Consider the following 17479-nt stretch of genomic DNA (forward strand, 5'->3'; position numbering starts at 1 on the left):
GATATTTAGATGCTGTTGGTTACATCGACAGATAGTTTGAGCATTTGCCCTGGTTGTAAATATTCTTTACGACTAAGACTGTTCCAACGTTCAATATCGCTAATTTTTACGTTGAATTTGTCTGCAATTCGGGCAAAAGAATCACCACGGCGCACTCGATAAGTGATGTTACGCATAATTGCTTGAGCGTCGCGCTTTTGAGCTGCCTGTTTAAGGCCAACCTTTTGCCAGATAACAAGGTTTTGTCCTGGTTTTATATAATCTTTAGGCGCCATGCCATTCCACTTTGCAATGCTTCGCGTTGATACATTGTATTTACGACTTATGTCCCAAAGCGTGTCACCAGATTTCACTTTATGCATTGTTTTTACGCCGTTGCGACGACGTTGCTGGGTTTTGGTCAAACGTTGCTCTTGAGATAGAATGTAATCGTCTAATGCCTGGGCTGCGACAGGAATTAATAGATGCTTGCCTGCCCGTATATTATTACCACTAATATTATTGACTTTACGAATAAGTTCAGGAGTTGTGTGAAACTTTTTAGCTATACGGATCAGGCTGTCACCATTTTTAATTTTATAACGCTGCCATGAAAGTCGGTCTTTATCAGAAAGCTTTGCTAACCCTTCTTCAAACTTTTCAATTTTTGCATTTGGTAATAATAGGTAGTGTGGGCCTTCAGGGTCGGTTGCCCAGCGATTAAAACCTGGATTTAATCGCTGAAACTCAGCTAAACTTAAATCAGCCAATCTTGCAGCTTTCGCCAAATCAAGCTGTGATTTGATATCGACTGTAGCAATAACAGGCGTGTTATCGATTTCATAGAGTTTTAAACTAAACTGCTCCGGTTGTTTAACGATGTCTGCCAAAGCAAGTAATTTTGGTACGTATGCGCGTGTTTCTTTCGGTAAATCAAGTGACCAAAAATCTGTAGGCTTATTTTTACGCGCGTTATTTTTCATTGCTCGCCTAACTCGACCTTCACCGGAGTTATAAGCTGCTAATGCTAATAGCCAATCACCGTCGAAATACTTGTTTAAATATTTCAAGTACTTAATAGCACCTTGAGTAGAGGCTACAACATCACGTCTACCGTCGTACCACCAGTTTTGCTTCATACCAAAGCGTTTGCCTGTTCCTGGCACAAACTGCCACATACCAGAAGCTCGACCATGAGAATATGCAAAAGGGTCGAAAGCGCTTTCTACAATCGGTAATAAAGCAATTTCTAATGGAATATTCGCCTTTTCCAACTCTTGTACGATGTAAAATAAAAACGGTTCTGCTCGTTTAGCGACCCGATCTAAATAATTAGGGTGTTTAACATACCAATTACGTTGTGAAATAACGCGTTTATTTTGTGGAACGTCAAAAGTTAACTTACCACGAATGTGCTGCCAAATATCTTCAGATACGTGTATTTTGTCTTGATCAAGATCGATTTCTACATCTGCGACAGGGTGAATTACATCAATAGACTCATCTACTAACAGTGCCTGATTAATTTCTACAGGCGTAGCAATGGTATTACTTACCACAAACTCATCTGCAGTGCGCTGCTCTTGTGTCGTTTGGCACCCTAAAAGGAGAATGGATGCGGATAAGGAAAGTGCTAAATGCTTCATAAACAAATTTTTCTTTGAAAAGTAACCGAATTCTACTGGTTTAAAAGGCTATTTCAAGTGTTATTAAAACTCGTCCTTCCAGCGGCGAATAGCAGCAAATACATCCACTTCACTTTTTATACTATTTTCAGTGAAGCGCTCTGCAGCATGTTTAACGTTTTCATTATCGCATCTAAGGAACGGGTTAATGCATAATTCTCGAGATAAGTTAGTAGGAATCGTAGATTTTTTGTCTAACCGGTCTTCTTGCACTTGCTTAAAATAAGCCAATAATTCTGAGTTTTCAGGTTCAACTGCTAAAGCAAAATGTAAATTTGCTAGGGTATATTCATGAGCACAATAAACTTGGGTATTAGCCGGTAATTGTTTCAATTTATTTAACGAGTGATGCATTTGTTCAGCTGTTCCTTCAAATAGGCGTCCACAGCCGCCTGAAAATAGTGTATCTCCACAAAATAATAGCGAATCACTGAAATATACTATATGACCAGAAGTGTGACCCGGAACGTCTAATACTGACAAGCTTAGGTCAATACCCTTGATTGATACTTTGTCACCTTCTTTAAGTTTATGCGTACATTGTGGGATAGATTCATTAGCCGGACCATAAACGCTAATATCTTCACCATATAACGCAATGAGCTCGTTAATTGCTCCAACATGGTCAGGATGATGATGAGTGACTAATATCGTCGTTAGTTTAAGTTGGTTATTTTCTAAGAACTCAATACATGGCTGTGCTTGTCCAGGATCAACGAGTGCGGCTTTGTCGCTACTCGCTTCTGTTATTGCCCAAATATAGTTGTCGTTAAATGCATGAATTGGGGTTATATTTATAGTCATAAGTAAGCTTTTATGCTGAAATTTTTACCATTATAACCTGATTATAGAGAGAGTTAAGCTTGATGAAATCTGCTTTAGCTTATCGTGAACCAAGTAGTCCCGAAAATTGGCAAGAATTGCCAATGGGAGAGCTAGTGCTAGAAGAAATCAATAGCGCAGTAGCTACTTGGACTCCAAAATTTTTTGGTTATCACTTACTCAAAATTGGTGCTTTGAGTAGCCAGATTGATTGCAAGTTGTCGCCAATTAAACATCAAGTTAATGTAGCGCATTGCCGCGAAAAAAGCTCTGTCATAGCCGATATCGACGACTTACCGTTTACAGAACACAGTGTCGATGTTTGTTTGTTGGGACATGCACTGGAGTTTAGTATAGACCCGCATCACGTGCTTCGAGAAGCAAGTCGAGTATTAATACCCAATGGTTATATTGTGCTTACTGGCTATAACCCATTGAGTTTTGTAGGATTAAACAAAATTATTCCTTATCGCCGTAAACAAATGCCGTGGAAAGAGCAGTTTTTCACGCCTATGCGAGTTAAGGATTGGTTGGAATTAATGGGCTTTGAAATACTCGAAGACAAACGGTTATTACATTCAACTTTAAGTGGTAGCACTCAAAACAATAAAGCCAGCAAATTGAAAACACTATGGCAAAGGTTAGCTTCGGATTATTTACCTTCCATGGGCAGTGTTTATGTGATTGTCGCGAAAAAACGTGTTCATCCGCTAACGCCAATTAAACCCAAATGGCGATTAAGGCCAAGTTTAACTCCTGCACGTGTGCCATCGATGAACAGTAATAAAGTCAAACTTAGATGATAAAAAAACCCAGAGACTACTCTGGGTTTTTACTATTTAAGTCTAAGTAAAACTTATTTCAAAGCTTATTTTAGAACTTGTATGTTGCTTGTGCATATGCAAAGCGGCCTTGACCACTATGTACATTTACAACAAATCCCATGAAGTCATGGTATGCAAATGGCGGTTCTTCATTAAACAAGTTAGTTGCACCAATCGTTAAGATCGTATTTTCAATACCGTAGTAATTGAAAGAGGCATCAACTGTAGTCATTGAATCAACTTTACCATTGTCGGCTACTTCTTGTTCGAATTCATCGATGAAGTTAATAGCCATTGTTGCGCTGAAGTCATCTTTGATCCAATCTACAGACGTTGTCCAACGAATTTCTGGTTGTTCAAAACCACCTTCTTCAGTGTTTTTGTAATCCTCAAACTTCAATACGTAATTCATTACGTAACCTAGTTTAAACTGACCATATTCAGTTTCTAAGTTATAACGAACATCAATATCTAAACCTGAAGTTTCTAAATCACCAATGTTTTGGAAACCATCGTTAACTTGAATTACTTCACCTGGGTCACCAGCAATAGAAGTAGGGCGACGCTCTACGATCGCAGGATCCAAACCAAAGTTATCCATCACAAATTGTGTGTCTGAATCAATAATGTCTTCAATGTCGTAATTGTAGTAATCAACAGAGAAACTTAAATCATCAGTAACGTTATAAATAACACCTAAGTTGTAACTTTTAGATTCTTCTGGACCTAAGTCAGGGTTACCTTCAAATACGGCTGTGTACTCTTGAGGTTCACACGCTCTATCTTGATTACCAATTGCATTACAACGTAACGTATCGATTAAGTTTGGTGATTCGTCGGTACGACCTAAACCTAGCTGATGTAACGATGGCGCGCGGAACGCTGTACCATATGAACCGCGTAGACTTAAGTCGTCACTTGGCGTCCATAAGAAAGATATTTTCGGATCAGTCGTAGTACCAAAATCAGAATAGTCTTCGTGACGAACCGCTACTTGAACTTCTAATGTGTCAAGTACTGGGATTGCAACTTCACCAAAAATTGCGGTGTTATCACGTGAACCGTTTGCTTGGGTAGCTTCTGTACCAAAAACATCACCACGTAAAAATTGATCATCAGGGTTATCTGAAATCTTCTCTTCACGATATTCTGCACCAATCGCTAACATTAATTCACCATGGCTCATCTCCATCACTGGACCAGAGAATTTAATGTCGAATGATTTATTCGTTGATTTACCGATACGAGTTGTTGTCGTTTCGATGTAATCAAGCGCTTCTTGTGAATTGCTAGAAGGCTCGAACGGGTTCCATAAACCTGAATCAATGGCTTCTTGAATTCGACGAGAATTAGGGAAACCATCTACACCACGTTCAACTGATTCACTTTTGATATAGCTGTACGCTGCTTCCCAGCTCCAATCGTCAATCTCGCCTTGTAAACCTAAAATTGCACGGTAATAATCAGAATCTACGCGTTTTTCACGGTTACCAATATCAACTGTGCGGCGACGCATTGTTAAATCTTGACCGTGGAATTCGTGATCAGGCATATCAGCAAATGGGTGATTAATACTGTCGCCTGGCATGGTCAATTCGTTAAAGCTTGGGCTACCTGCACCACGTACGATTGATTTTGAGTTTTGGCCATTTAATTCAGCAAATGCTCGTACCGTATCGTTAATTTCATATTTACCCATGTAGTTCCAGCTGAAGCGCTCGGCATCAGGGATCATCGTCATGTGAGGTGCATAGTCATATCGACATAAATTGTTAGCAAAATCACGATCAGCTTCAGGACAAGTATCGTTACCGTATAAATCGATTAAACGGTTTGAAGGATCCGACGCCAATGCGATTGTACCTGGAATACCTGATGACGAACGGAAGTCTGTCGCTAGTGGATCGCCAGTGCGTGCTGCTTGGTTAGCTGTTTTTGAATAGCTACGGTCAGCATAAAGCACTTCTTCACGATCAAAGTATTCTAAAATAAAGGTGTGGCTTGATTTTTCAGTTTGGTTACCAAAAACTAAGCTAACGCTTTGCTCGTCACCGCCGCCATCAGCAGTAGTACCAAACTTGCCTGAAAGCTCAACACCGTCAACGTCATCACGTAGTACAACGTTAATTACACCAGCTACCGCATCTGAACCATAAGTTGCTGATGCTCCATCTTTTAAGATGTCTACACGCTTAATTGCTGATAGTGGGATATTGTTAATATCTACGAATGCAGTATCAATACCCTTAGCGAACGGGCTTACCGATACACGGCGGCCATTAACTAAAATAAGCGTCGAGTCAGCACCTAAACCACGTAGTGATACTGAAGAACCACCATTGGCGGTATCATCAGAACTGTTTGCCTGCGTTGAGAACGTACCTTGTCCTGAAATAGGTAGCTTAGTGAACAAGCTAATTAAGTCAGTTACACCTGATTTAGCGATATCTTCTGAAGATAAGCTAGTAACAGGTGAAGGGCCTTCCATATTTGTGCGTTTAATGTGAGAACCCGTGATTTGAATGCGTTCGACTTCTTCTTCAGTCTCTGCAGCTACAGCGTTGAAGCTTTGAGAGGCAAACAAAGCGGCTGAAATACTGATCGCAAGCGAGGTTTTCTTAGAGAAAAACTTAGTCATTTCCATGTTTCCTTTTGTTTATAATTATATTCGTCAAATCCTACATTAACTAACTGTTAACAAAGCATTAACGAGGGGGTAGCTTTATTAACAGAAGTAAATTTTGACTATGATTTTTGTAACAGATATTGAAAGCTTTAGGAATAGCTTTTATGTTTATAAATTCAAGAATTTGTAAATAAATCTGTCCAAAAAACAAACAGAAAATGACTGCAGACGTTGAATTACGTAATGTCTTGTACGATTTGATTCGTATAAAAGAAAAATTTTCAACTGATTAATTTGTAAACAGTAATGCTTGTGGTTTTTATCATTGCCTATAATTGTGCGACAATCTCGGTTAAACCAAGAATAAATTGGATTGTTAAATGTTAAGAAACGAATTTGAGCAATATTTAACTCAACTATTGCAACCTTCACAGATAAAAGACTTTTCCCCTAATGGGTTACAAGTGCAAGGGAGCGAAGAAGTTAACCGCATTGTAACAGGTGTTACAGCTACAGGGGCATTAATCGATAAAGCGATAGCATTAGGTGCTGATACTTTGCTTGTTCATCATGGCTATTTTTGGAAAGGTGAAAACCAAGCCATTACAGGTATGAAATATCAACGTATTAAAAAGCTAATAGATAACAATATTAACTTATTTGCCTATCATCTCCCGTTAGATATTCATCCTGAACTTGGTAATAACGCACAACTAGCGAAACTATTAGGTATTAAAGTTACAGGCCCACTAGAGTTGGGTAACCCTGTAAGTGTTGGTGTGCAAGGAGAGTTACCTTTTAATATCGATGGGGAAAGTTTCAATCAACTGATTAGTCAAAAGTTGAATCGACAGAGTTTACATATCTCAGCATCATCTAATAAACCAATTAAAACAGTTGCTTGGTGCACTGGTGGTGGCCAAGGCTATATTGATTTAGCTGCCGAGCAGGGCATTGATGCATTTATCTCAGGCGAAGCTTCTGAGCAAACGACGCATATAGCTAGAGAAATGGACATTCACTTTTTTGCAGCAGGACATCACGCTACAGAGCGTTATGGCGCTAAAGCGTTAGGTGAACATATTGTTAGTGAACTAGGCTTAAATGTAGAGTTTATTGATATCGATAATCCAGTTTAAACTTAGTGTTGGCAGTAGAAAGCTTAGTAAGCTATCCACTGCCACAATCTACCCATGGTTTCATACCATGCGATACTAGTTTGTGTGAGTTTTTTACTACTCGGTAAATAGTAAGACCAGCTTTCTTCTTCAAGTTGATTCTTTACCCAAAAACTCGCCGGTGCAGGCGTAGCGTTTACACCTGCTAAAGCAAAATAATGCATAGCTCTTGGCAGGTGATAGGCATCGGTCACTAAGACGACGTGTTTTCCTTTCACTCTTGGCGCAATAAGTTGGGCCTCTTCTCCTGTATCTTTAGGATATGGTTCTACGAGTATTTTATTCGGAGCGACCCCTAAACTAATGGCTGCTTGTTTTACTTTTTCCGCATTAGGAATAGGATCGTTGGCAGAATAGCCTGAAGTAATTAGCATGGCTTCAGGGTGTATGCTTAGTATTCTAATGCCTTCTATCATACGTTTAAGTGAACAGTCTTGTAATTGAGATGTTGGCGGCAAAGCATCATTAGTCGTATGCCCACAACCTAGTACCACAATATAATCAACAGGCTTTATAGAGCGTGTAAAGCTCTCGTATTGTTGCTCCATAGGTATCATGAATCTATCTGAAATCGGTGCTAATGATGAGAAGGTTAAAATAACAAAAGCCGATAATAACCATTTGAATGCTAATTTTGGCTTTGAATGCAGTGTAATCAACGCAAAGAGCATAAAAATAAGGCTCAAAGTAATTGGCATAACGACAATCGACACTATTTTTTTAAAGAGAAAAAAATCCATAGTACTTCTAGGTGAGAATGCATAAGCACATACTAGCGCAGCAGAAAATGTTATCAAAGCAACAATTTGTGTAAGAAACTTACATAGACATCTAAAAGGCTATTGAAATTGGCCTTTAATTAGGGTTTAATAGCCGTGTTATTGAGTTTTTACTTTAATTTAACCAGTAACACCAGAAGAGGCGCGATAGCCAGGTAAATAGCAAGAGGAACCACATTCCTTTGATTGTTATTGAGGGGGACTATCGCCGAGGACATTGTCTTGTGTGGCAAGCAAAGTTCGGTCACTAGGGTTGAATCCCTAGGATTGTCACCGTTTACGTAAGAACGTAAACAGGGTGGAGAGCTTCTGGCTGAAAAATATTTTTGCTTTATTATGCTCGCGAATACTCTCAGCCGTGCTCTTCCTTGTTGTAAATAGTTGATTTGCTATGTAGGGAGAACCTTCGATGAAAATCTTTAATAATATTATTGTAGTCTTTTTGACTTTTTCTCACCCTTTCTTTGTTTGGGGGCGTTATGTCTAATTTAACTGTCGCTAAATTTGGTGGTACTAGTGTTGCTAACTTTGAAGCAATGCAACGTTGCGCTAATATCATAAAAAATGATCTGTCGAATCGAGTAGTTGTCGTTTCTGCAAGTGCAGGCGTTACAAACCATTTGGTTAGGCTTGGTCAAGAAAACGTTGCATTGCATGAGCAACTCGAAATTGTCCAATCAATTAAAACAATTCAGTACGCAATTGCCCAGCACCTTAGTAATAAGGATGCACTGTCAGTTGTAATAGATGGCAAGTTAAGTGAATTGACTGCAATCGCTCAGTTACAGTCTGAACAATATAGTGCGAAAAACGCTGATGAAATATTATCTTTTGGCGAACAGTTCAGCTCTTTATTATTTACAGAAGTATTAAATAGCTTGGGCGTAAATGCCTGTTGCTTTGACGTAAAACAAGTGATGAAAACCAACAGCTTGTATGGCAAAGCTGTCGTTGATAATGAAGCATTGAAAGTTAATGCTGTAGAAAAACTAGCAGCTAAACTTAATGAGCAGGTTATTGTTACACAAGGTTTTATAGGACAGGATGGTTTAGGTCATACTACAACTTTAGGGCGAGGAGGCTCTGATTATAGTGCTGCATTGCTAGCTGAAGCTTTAGATGCCTCAAATTTAGCTATCTGGACTGATGTGGTCGGAATTTTTACTACAGATCCGCGTATCACAGATCAAGCTCGAGCAATTCCTGAAATAAGCTTTGGAGAAGCGGCTGAAATGGCAACATTCGGCGCTAAAATTTTACACCCGGCAACGCTTATTCCTGCAATGAGACAAAACATTCCTGTATTTGTAGGTTCAAGTAAAGAGCCCGAAAAAGGTGGTACTTTGATTCAGCAGTCTGTTGAATCTAATCCTACTTACCGCTCTATTGCACTGCGTAGAGAGCAAACATTAGTGACCGTTAGAAGTCCAGCAATGCTTCATGCAAGTGGCTTTTTGGCAAAAGTATTCGCGATTTTGGCTAAGCATGAATTAAGTGTTGATTTAATTACCACGAGTGAAATCAGTGTTGCGCTGACTTTTGATAATCCTACAGGTAGCACGCAGTCATTGATTAATAGTTCTGTTGTCGAAGAGTTGGAACAGTTATGTGAAGTTACTGTAGAACATGGCCTTTCACTTGTTGCTGTTATTGGTAATAACCTCCACGCAACGAAAGGATTGGGTCGAAGCGTTTTCGATAAGATCAATGATTTTAATATTCGAATGATTTGTCATGGTGCGAGTAGCAATAATTTATGCTTTTTAGTGCCAGAAAATGATGCCAATGTCGTAGTAGAGCAACTACACAATACTTTGTTTGTTTGATAAACCGAGCAATGACGAATTAAAAAAGGAGCGTGTTGCTCCTTTTTACTTATTTCTTTACATGTACTTGTGGCGTTAAATGCACTTTGAGGCGCTATAGGTGTTGCTTTGTTGCTATTAGTAACTTATCTAATGTGGATTGAAGAATCTGCATCTCATTAGATGATAAGCCTGTCAGTGCAAAAAGCTTCATCGGTATGTGTTTTGCTTTTTGTTTGATGTGTTTGCCGTGTGCAGTCAAACTTATCGTTACCGAGCGTTCATCTTCAGGGTTACGAACACGGGAAATTAAGCTGGCTTGTTCCATTCTCTTAAGCAAAGGGGAAATGGTACCAGTATCCAAATCAAGCGCATTGCATAAAGCTTTGATCGGTACACTTTCTTTGGTTTGCCATAACGCCAACATCACTAAATATTGCGGATACGTTAACCCCAACTCCTTTAATAGCGGTGCATAAAGTTTAGTAATGTTTTTATTTAAGCTATAGAGCCTAAAGCACAGCTGTTTTTCAAGTGCTAAGTTGTCACTCATATTCGTATTACAATAGTGCTTTGATTGCTGATTCCATTGCTTCAGGTTTTGTCATTGTCGAAAACCTTTTTACAACTTTCCCATCTTTACCAACGAGGAACTTTGTAAAATTCCATTTGATATTTTTTGAACCTAAGATGCCAGGTGCTTCACTTTTTATGTAATTGTATAGCGGGTGAGCATTTTCACCATTTACATCAATTTTGCCAAACAGTGGAAATTGAATATTAAATTTTAAGTCACAAAACGACTTAATTTCTTCATTACTGCCTTTTTCTTGCTCTTTGAATTGATTACAAGGGAAAGCCAAAATTTCTAAGCCTTGTTCTTTATATTTTTCGTACAATTTTTGTAGGCCTTCATATTGAGGAGTAAAGCCACAAGCGCTAGCCGTATTAACGATGACAACAACTTTGTCCTGATAATCAGATAGATTAACTTCATCACCTTTGTAGTCTACTGCGGTGAATTGATAAATGCTTTCAGCCATGAAATGTCCTTAAGTAATAAATGTTTTGCATAATAATGTTGTGCACAATATAAAGTAAATGGATTCAAAATTCAATATTACCAATTAACTTTGTTGGAACATCAGCTAGAATAGTTTTCATTTTAATTTTATTAATAGGGAATAACTCGATGCAGAAAGTCGCCTTTATTGGTTTAGGTGTTATGGGCTACCCAATGGCTGGTCATCTAGCAAAAGCTGGATTTGATGTTTCAGTCTATAATCGAACGTTTGAAAAAGCAGAACGATGGGCGCAAGAATTTGGTGGTCATTGCGCGCAAACGCCTAAAATTGCTAGCGAAGGTTGTGACATTGTATTTTGTTGCGTAGGTAACGATGACGATGTGCGCCAAGTAGTTTATGGAGCTGATGGCATTTTGGCCGGATTAAAAGATGGCGCTGTTTTGGTCGATCATACAACTGCATCCGCCGAGTTAGCACGCGAGTTGGAAAAAGCAGTAAATGCTCAACACTGTGGTTTCTTAGATGCGCCTGTTTCTGGTGGTCAAGCTGGCGCTGAAAATGGTGTGTTAACGGTAATGTTAGGTGGTGAAGAGTCTGCATATAAAACAGCAAAACCAGTGATGGAAGCTTTTTCTCGATTTACGCAACTTATGGGGCCAGCAGGCAGTGGTCAGTTAGCAAAAATGGTTAATCAAATTTGTATTGCCGGTGTTGTTCAGGGGCTGGCAGAAGGCTTCACATTCGCAAAAAATGCTGGTTTAGATCCCGACTTATTATTAGAAACTATTGCAAAAGGTGCTGCGGGCTCTTGGCAAATGGAAAATCGCTATAAAACGATGTTTGCTGGCGAGTATGACTTTGGTTTTGCTGTTGATTGGATGAGGAAAGATTTGGCTATCGCGTTTGAAGAAGCGAATAAAAATGGTACAGAGTTGCCTGTTACTAAGATAGTAGATGGTTTTTATCAAGAAATTCAAAATAGTGGTGGTAATCGTTGGGATACTTCTAGTTTAATTTCTCGATATAAAAAATAAGGCATTGAGTACTTGTCTTTGCGGCTAAATGTTTATTTTGATTTAAGCTTTGTTTAATCGAATAGTATGATAATAACGCCGTTGTTTGGTATGAATGAATAGCGTAAGGTTTTGGTTTTGTACCAACATTCGTTCTAATTTAAAATTCAATTGTAATGAACGTGGTATGCTTAGTTTATTGGCTATAGGAAACTAGAGAGTGTAGATGAAATTAACATGGGTTAAAATTTTTGTTTACATTGTTATTTTATGTGGTGTTTTGCATAAGCATACCTTTGCAAACGAAGAGATTTTTACGATTACAATTCCCGGCCCGTTGAGTGGGCAAGAGGTCCGGAACCCTTTTATTGAAGAGTTATTGCACTTAATTTTTGATAAAGAAGGGAAGCAACTGGAATTGGAATATCTCGAAAGGGATTTTTCCAAGGGAAGAGCGTTAAAAGAACTTGAGCAAGGTGAGTTTTTCGATTTGAACTGGTCGGCGACATCTATTCAACAAGAGCAAGAGCTTTTAGCAATTAAAATACCTATCTATCAAGGGTTAATTGGTTGGCGAATTTTACTTATTCGAAAATCAGATCAAGCAAAGTTTGCTCAGATCAAAAAACTAACTCAACTTAAAGATTTAGTAGCTGTTCAGCGTTTTGATTGGGCTGATTACGACATACTCAAAGAAAATGGTTTACAAGTAGAAGGGAGTTTGTCATTTGAAAACCACTCTTTAGCGGTTATAGACGGCATTGCAGACTACTTTCCCCGCTCGGTATTAGAAGTTATTCGAGAGTCAAAAACACCAAGAAATAAGCAGTTAATCATAGAGCAGAGCTTATTGCTCAAATATCCGTCGGCGAATTATTTTTTTGTCAATAAAAACAATCAAGCATTAGCGAGTCTAATTAAAAAAGGTTTTGATAAAGCGCTGATAGATGGTAGTTATGCCATACTGTTTCAAAAACATTTTGGCGATATGCTAAAAGCACTTAATCTTGAAAAACGGTATGTTTTGCAGCTGAAAAATAGCCAATTTCCACCCTCAGAGCATATGACGCATTATTGGTATAACACGCCATAGCTTTTTATGACTGAATGTATTGATATAACGCCTTTAGTACCGACATCTTTTGCTGATTACTTTCATGCTCATGAACTAAATTCTCAAGCTTTATCATAAATTCATCGGCACTCAATAACCCTTTACCACCTGATTGAATTTTATCTTGGCAATATTGTTGCCATTGCTGTTGCTCGGTATCGTCAAGCGTATACGGGTAATTTCTAGCTCGAAAACGAAATAACATAGTTGGCAAGCGAGAGTCTTGAAACTGGAACTCGTGATTGGCCAATTGCTCAGGCGAAAGGCTATGCAAAATATTCATTTGTGCTTTGTCTGACTCACTAAAAAAGTTACCACCATATAACGCATGTTCAGCATCTATTTCATCATCGTTATCGAAACTTGAGGTAAACACTTGTGACAGCTTTTCAGTAAAACTTCTGTCTTCTTTTAACTTGGCAAGGTTAGCTAGACACGTCTCGCGTGGAATATTTAATCGTTCGGCATTTTCAGGCAGCAAAGTTTTTGCTGGCGCAACGACTGGGCACTTATTCAAATGAATTAACTTAACCGGAATAGGTAGCTCATCTTCAGCTAAATCTTGATATCGAGTGTACAAGCGACTTTCAATTTCATCTGCGGTTAGCTCAAACAACGGTGATAGATCCCGTGCTAAATCAATAGCAATCACAGCGTTTTTATTGGTTGGATGATAGCAAACTGGTGAGAACCAGCTTGTACAACCATGTATAGAAGATACTTTGCTTGATGTGTGAACAATCGGCGACATATTGTAGACATCGATATGTTCAGCTACTTGCTTTTTATTTCTTAAGTCAAACAAAAAGTGGTACAACTTTGGCTGTTTTTCTTTAATTAACTTCGCCATAGCAATGGTGGCATATACATCACTCATAGCGTCATGTGCAGCCTCGTGACTTATACCATTTTCCGCCGTTAGTAATTCTAAGCGAAAACTGACTCTTTCTTCGCCAGAATCTTCATAAGTAACTTTAGGCCAGTTAATACCGTCAGGACGTAATGCATAGCAAGCTCGAACCATATCTATGATATCCCAACGGCTATTGCCATTTTGCCATTCTCGAGCGTAAGGGTCATAAAAATTGCGGTATAACAGGTAACGGGTCACTTCATCATCGAAACGAATGTTGTTGTAGCCAGCTACGCAGGTATTCGGCTTTGAAAACTCTTCATGAATGCGCTTAGCGAATTCCGCTTCTGGTAAGCCCTCTGACATCGCCTTTTGAGGTGTAATTCCTGTAACGAGTGCTGCTTCTGGGTTGGGTATGTAATCTGCTGGCGGCTGACAGTAAAACATTATAGGTTCGCCGACGATGTTTAAGTCTAAATCGGTGCGAATTCCTGCAAATTGCGAAGGTTTATCATATTTAGGGCTAACACCCCAAGTTTCATAATCGTGCCATAGAATTGTAGGTTGGCTTGATGTCATATCACTTCTTTGATTTTATTGATGAGCACAAATGAGTACTACTTACTTTGATGCAGTACTTTATCATACATAAATCATTGAGTGGAATTAGTAGGTCTGAACTAGAGGCTGTTTATTATCTTAATAAAACGCACTAACGACAATCATGGATGGAAAAATAATAAAGTAAAGCCGCATTAAAAAGCGTAAATTCTTATTTCCTTCCTTTAGCTCCATAAAGTTATCTATTACAACAAATCCTTTATAAGTAACGGTGGCTGCAATAATTATGCTGGCTAGGGTGATAGAAGAGAATCGTTCTCCAAGGAAAGTGTTAAATAAGGTCACAATAATTAATAAGCATAATAGAATTTCTAACTTGCCAAAATTTTTCATAGGTAATTACCTTAAAACATACAGTAATGGAAATATTAAGATCCACATTAGGTCAATCATGTGCCAATAAACCGCTAAGGCTTCCATTCCTGAATTATCTTTTGAAGAATATGCGCCACTTCTCAACCTAAAAATTACGTATAAAATGGCACAGGAAGCCCAACCAACGTGTAAGAAATGATTAAATGTCATGTAATAATAGACGGTGAAAAACTCACTGGTATTTGTGCTAAAACCTTGAAGGTCGTTCCAATGAAATTCCCAAACTTTGATGACCAAATAAATACAGCCACAAAAAACTGCTAACCACAAAAAGCGCTCTGATTTTTTCCTATCATCAATACGAATTGATGCCATGGCTTTGGCCATAAAATAACTACTTGTGAGCAATACTATTGTATTGGTAACACCTAAAGCAGTATTTAACTGCTGCGGACCTTCGGCAAAGACTGCAGGGTAATAAAATTTAGCAATGAAATAAGCTGCGAAAAAAATACCGAACTCTGTTAGTTCAGAGAGAATACCAACCCAAATAGGTATGTTGCCAGGAACTCGGCCTGCATGAGCTTCACTCCAAGATTTTGGGAAGATATTAAGGGAGGTATTTGCTGGCGAGTCTTTCATTTATTATTAGCTTTTAAGTTACATTAATTAATGATAATGAGCTTAATTAATACTGTTTGGAATATAGATGAATTATGTACTACGAAGCCTAATCAATACTTTGAAGGAGATCATACAAAGGCTAATAAAATTGAATTAGAACACTACAAATCCGTTATGTATGGCAATAACAACCTTTAGCTTTATCCACAATAATATTCGCAGCAAAACCTTTCTCTAGATTATTCAGTACAGTTTGAGCAAAACCATTGGTTTTAGAGCAGGCAATACCTTGGCCATATGGACCAAAGTAAACTAAGTTACCTTCTTCTAGAATAGCAACAGAAGGAGTGGCGGGTATTAATAATGGCTGGTCTCCTTTGTTGAGTTTTACTTCTGCTATTTCGTATTGATTATTAGCGGCAATAGAATTGATTGTAGCGATATGTTTTTCACTGAATTGTGAACAACGACATTCTTCTTGCGAAAAATGAATGATGACTGTTTTTTCTGAAATCTGGCTTTTTCCGCCATCTAGGTAGCGGCTAAATAATTTAGCCGCGCTTGATAAGTCAGGGTTTTCAAGTTTTTTATGAGGATCAAATGCTACCAGTTGCTCACTTATCACGACAGCGAAAGCGGCAAAAGTAAATAGCAGCCAGCTAACTGCTATTACCCAGTGTCGTTTTAAGTGCGTTGGTTTATTTAAACCGTGCAATACTTTGCTCCATTTGTTGCGCCGCATCACCAACTGCAACCGCTTCAGCAGCTAACGATTCTATTTTTGATTGGTCTGCTTGTACGGTAGCGCTTAGGTTTTCAGTACTTTGTGCTATGCCTTCGGTCGTTGTAGATTGTTGCTCTATTGCAGCAGCTACATTGATTGAAATTGAACTGGCTTGTTCGACTAATGAACTTGCTTGTTCAACTTGTTCTTTTGCTTTGTTAGTTTTTGCAATGACCTCTTGTACCACTTCAATGCTTGAGTTCATTGAGTCAGTAGTCGATTTAGAATAGCCCTGTAATAAAGACAATGTTTCTCCAATTTTATCTGTGCTTTCTTTGGTTCTGTTAGCTAGCGCTCTTACTTCATCTGCTACAACGGCAAAACCTCTACCTTGTTCACCAGCGCGTGCTGCTTCAATTGCAGCATTTAAAGCCAAAAGGTTGGTTTGATCGGCGATACCGGTAATTTCAGATAAAACGGTGGAAATGGCATCGGTTGAATTAGCAAGTTCAGTTACTTGTGCACTAGTTTTTTCAAGTGCTGCAGTTAATGCTTCATTCTGGTGATTAATTTCCACAATGTCTTCATTAGTTGCACGAGTAAATTGATTCGCGCTTTGCATTTGATCGCTAAGCTGGCTTGTTTCTTCGGCGATAGAAGCTACTGTTACCGCCATTTCTTCAGCAGAGGTTGCAATGACTTCGGTTTCTTGCTGTCTGTTAGCCGCAGACGCTTCAAGCTCAGCTTTTGAAGAAACTAGATTGTTGGCATTGGTATTTAATTCTAATACTTGGTGTTTAACACTATCGATTACTGTTGAGAGTAGTGTTAGAAGCTCGTTAAATGATCGCAAGGTTGCGTTATCTTGGCTATCAGTTCGAAGCGCTAAATCAATCTCGTTTTCATTTTCAGTTAACTTTCCTGCAACATCCGCTAATTCAATACCTGTTTTACTTTCATCGGCCATCATTTTAGCTAAATAACCGCCGATACAAGCTTCGGTAATTGCATATACAGCATGAATAATTACGGTAGTGAACGCTAATCTGTCTTCATCAAATATATAAACACCCACATCGTTTACTTGCATAAAATAAAAAGAAAGATGATGAACTGCGACAAGCGCTATGGCTGAAACAAATACTCGCCAATCTTGGAAGGCAATTAGGAACGCCATTAAAATAAATATTTCAAAATGTACTTCAATTAAACCGTTAGTTTGATGAATGTGAAGGGCAGCGAATACCATAATAGCTAATGCACTAATATGTTTGGTTAGGGCAAGATTGGGTGCCGTCTTTATAAAATATATAGGGACTAAAGTTGCCGGTAAACCAATGATAAATGCTGCCAAATAGCTATTGTAGATAAATGATAGCGCAATTGTTTCTATAAAAAGAGCAACAAATAGATAGGTAAATAGTTTATTAGTTTGATTCATGAATGCCTCTAAAGATTATCAAGTTGCATCCATGCATATTCCTCACCTTTG

Annotated in this window: 16 protein-coding genes and 1 riboswitch; of the genes, 5 read left to right on the forward strand and 11 right to left on the reverse strand. The window is 38.5% G+C overall.

Annotation, left to right across the window (positions count from 1 at the left end):
- Positions 1-5: 5 nt before the first annotated feature.
- Both HII17_RS07890 and gloB read right to left on the reverse strand, forming a co-directional pair.
- On the reverse strand, positions 6-1625 hold the full coding sequence (locus tag HII17_RS07890) for a lytic transglycosylase (RefSeq protein WP_169074788.1): 1620 nt from the start codon (positions 1623-1625) through the stop codon (positions 6-8).
- A 63-nt stretch (positions 1626-1688) separates the two neighbouring features.
- Positions 1689-2468 carry a hydroxyacylglutathione hydrolase gene (gene gloB, locus HII17_RS07895; RefSeq protein WP_169074789.1) on the reverse strand — a complete coding sequence of 260 codons (780 nt, stop codon included), beginning with the start codon at positions 2466-2468 and terminating at the stop codon, positions 1689-1691.
- Between the two features lie 62 nt (positions 2469-2530).
- Between gloB and HII17_RS07900 the strand changes: the two genes are divergently transcribed.
- Positions 2531-3289 carry a methyltransferase domain-containing protein gene (locus HII17_RS07900; RefSeq protein ID WP_169074962.1) on the forward strand — a complete coding sequence of 253 codons (759 nt, stop codon included), beginning with the start codon at positions 2531-2533 and terminating at the stop codon, positions 3287-3289.
- Positions 3290-3359: 70 nt separating this feature from the next.
- Here the strand turns inward: HII17_RS07900 and HII17_RS07905 are convergent, their stop codons facing one another.
- On the reverse strand, positions 3360-5948 hold the full coding sequence (locus HII17_RS07905) for a TonB-dependent receptor plug domain-containing protein (RefSeq protein WP_169074790.1): 2589 nt from the start codon (positions 5946-5948) through the stop codon (positions 3360-3362).
- Between the two features lie 368 nt (positions 5949-6316).
- Between HII17_RS07905 and HII17_RS07910 the strand changes: the two genes are divergently transcribed.
- The gene (locus tag HII17_RS07910; protein WP_169074791.1) at positions 6317-7075 is read left to right on the forward strand and encodes a Nif3-like dinuclear metal center hexameric protein; all 759 of its coding nucleotides are present in this window, start codon (positions 6317-6319) and stop codon (positions 7073-7075) included.
- Between the two features lie 23 nt (positions 7076-7098).
- On the opposite strand, the gene HII17_RS07915 is transcribed toward HII17_RS07910, so the two are convergent.
- The gene (locus HII17_RS07915; protein WP_169074792.1) at positions 7099-7854 is read right to left on the reverse strand and encodes an ElyC/SanA/YdcF family protein; all 756 of its coding nucleotides are present in this window, start codon (positions 7852-7854) and stop codon (positions 7099-7101) included.
- Positions 7855-8022: 168 nt separating this feature from the next.
- Positions 8023-8210, forward strand: a riboswitch (Lysine riboswitch).
- 162 nt (positions 8211-8372) lie between these two features.
- Here HII17_RS07915 and lysC point away from each other — a divergent pair.
- Positions 8373-9719 carry a lysine-sensitive aspartokinase 3 gene (gene lysC / locus HII17_RS07920; protein ID WP_169074793.1) on the forward strand — a complete coding sequence of 449 codons (1347 nt, stop codon included), beginning with the start codon at positions 8373-8375 and terminating at the stop codon, positions 9717-9719.
- A gap of 94 nt (positions 9720-9813) precedes the next feature.
- Here lysC and HII17_RS07925 read toward each other — a convergent pair whose 3' ends face one another.
- Entirely contained in the window at positions 9814-10251 is a 438-nt protein-coding gene (locus tag HII17_RS07925; RefSeq protein WP_169074794.1) for a MarR family winged helix-turn-helix transcriptional regulator, read from the reverse strand.
- Positions 10252-10258: 7 nt separating this feature from the next.
- On the reverse strand, positions 10259-10741 hold the full coding sequence (locus HII17_RS07930; protein WP_169074795.1) for a glutathione peroxidase: 483 nt from the start codon (positions 10739-10741) through the stop codon (positions 10259-10261).
- Positions 10742-10890: 149 nt separating this feature from the next.
- Here HII17_RS07930 and HII17_RS07935 point away from each other — a divergent pair, with 149 nt between their 5' ends.
- Both HII17_RS07935 and HII17_RS07940 read left to right on the forward strand, forming a co-directional pair.
- Positions 10891-11757, forward strand: a complete 867-nt coding sequence (locus tag HII17_RS07935) for an NAD(P)-dependent oxidoreductase (protein WP_169074796.1) — start codon at positions 10891-10893, stop codon at positions 11755-11757.
- A gap of 205 nt (positions 11758-11962) precedes the next feature.
- Complete coding sequence (locus tag HII17_RS07940; protein ID WP_169074797.1) at positions 11963-12829, forward strand: substrate-binding periplasmic protein; 867 nt, start codon at positions 11963-11965, stop codon at positions 12827-12829.
- A gap of 4 nt (positions 12830-12833) precedes the next feature.
- On the opposite strand, the gene sbcB is transcribed toward HII17_RS07940, so the two are convergent.
- The 5 genes from sbcB to HII17_RS07965 form a co-directional block, all read right to left on the reverse strand.
- Positions 12834-14282 (reverse strand): exodeoxyribonuclease I, encoded by a 1449-nt coding sequence (gene sbcB, locus HII17_RS07945; RefSeq protein WP_169074798.1) that lies wholly within the window; start codon positions 14280-14282, stop codon positions 12834-12836.
- 120 nt (positions 14283-14402) lie between these two features.
- Positions 14403-14657, reverse strand: a complete 255-nt coding sequence (locus HII17_RS07950) for a cytochrome C oxidase subunit IV family protein (protein WP_169074799.1) — start codon at positions 14655-14657, stop codon at positions 14403-14405.
- Positions 14658-14663: 6 nt separating this feature from the next.
- Positions 14664-15281 (reverse strand): cytochrome c oxidase subunit 3 family protein, encoded by a 618-nt coding sequence (locus tag HII17_RS07955; protein WP_169074800.1) that lies wholly within the window; start codon positions 15279-15281, stop codon positions 14664-14666.
- Between the two features lie 154 nt (positions 15282-15435).
- On the reverse strand, positions 15436-15978 hold the full coding sequence (locus HII17_RS07960; protein ID WP_169074801.1) for a DUF6436 domain-containing protein: 543 nt from the start codon (positions 15976-15978) through the stop codon (positions 15436-15438).
- A complete protein-coding gene (locus HII17_RS07965; RefSeq protein WP_169074802.1) occupies positions 15962-17428 on the reverse strand; it encodes a methyl-accepting chemotaxis protein in 1467 nt (488 codons plus the stop codon). Before HII17_RS07965 ends, HII17_RS07960 begins: the two co-directional genes overlap by 17 nt.
- Between the last annotated feature and the right edge of the window lie 51 nt (positions 17429-17479).

The organism is Thalassotalea algicola (assembly GCF_012932965.1).
GTDB lineage: Bacteria > Pseudomonadota > Gammaproteobacteria > Enterobacterales > Alteromonadaceae > Thalassotalea_F > Thalassotalea_F algicola.

Excerpts from the sequence above, each read along its gene's own strand:
- HII17_RS07915 (WP_169074792.1), bottom strand. The coding sequence starts at position 7,854 with ATGGATTTTTTTCTCTTTAAAAAAATAGTGTCGATTGTCGTTATGCCA.
- HII17_RS07925 (WP_169074794.1), bottom strand. The coding sequence starts at position 10,251 with ATGAGTGACAACTTAGCACTTGAAAAACAGCTGTGCTTTAGGCTCTAT.
- sbcB (WP_169074798.1), bottom strand. The coding sequence starts at position 14,282 with ATGACATCAAGCCAACCTACAATTCTATGGCACGATTATGAAACTTGG.
- HII17_RS07950 (WP_169074799.1), bottom strand. The coding sequence starts at position 14,657 with ATGAAAAATTTTGGCAAGTTAGAAATTCTATTATGCTTATTAATTATT.
- HII17_RS07900 (WP_169074962.1), top strand. The coding sequence starts at position 2,531 with ATGAAATCTGCTTTAGCTTATCGTGAACCAAGTAGTCCCGAAAATTGG.
- HII17_RS07940 (WP_169074797.1), top strand. The coding sequence starts at position 11,963 with ATGAAATTAACATGGGTTAAAATTTTTGTTTACATTGTTATTTTATGT.
- HII17_RS07935 (WP_169074796.1), top strand. The coding sequence starts at position 10,891 with ATGCAGAAAGTCGCCTTTATTGGTTTAGGTGTTATGGGCTACCCAATG.
- HII17_RS07955 (WP_169074800.1), bottom strand. The coding sequence starts at position 15,281 with ATGAAAGACTCGCCAGCAAATACCTCCCTTAATATCTTCCCAAAATCT.
- HII17_RS07930 (WP_169074795.1), bottom strand. The coding sequence starts at position 10,741 with ATGGCTGAAAGCATTTATCAATTCACCGCAGTAGACTACAAAGGTGAT.
- HII17_RS07890 (WP_169074788.1), bottom strand. The coding sequence starts at position 1,625 with ATGAAGCATTTAGCACTTTCCTTATCCGCATCCATTCTCCTTTTAGGG.
- HII17_RS07905 (WP_169074790.1), bottom strand. The coding sequence starts at position 5,948 with ATGACTAAGTTTTTCTCTAAGAAAACCTCGCTTGCGATCAGTATTTCA.
- lysC (WP_169074793.1), top strand. The coding sequence starts at position 8,373 with ATGTCTAATTTAACTGTCGCTAAATTTGGTGGTACTAGTGTTGCTAAC.
- HII17_RS07965 (WP_169074802.1), bottom strand. The coding sequence starts at position 17,428 with ATGAATCAAACTAATAAACTATTTACCTATCTATTTGTTGCTCTTTTT.
- HII17_RS07910 (WP_169074791.1), top strand. The coding sequence starts at position 6,317 with ATGTTAAGAAACGAATTTGAGCAATATTTAACTCAACTATTGCAACCT.
- gloB (WP_169074789.1), bottom strand. The coding sequence starts at position 2,468 with ATGACTATAAATATAACCCCAATTCATGCATTTAACGACAACTATATT.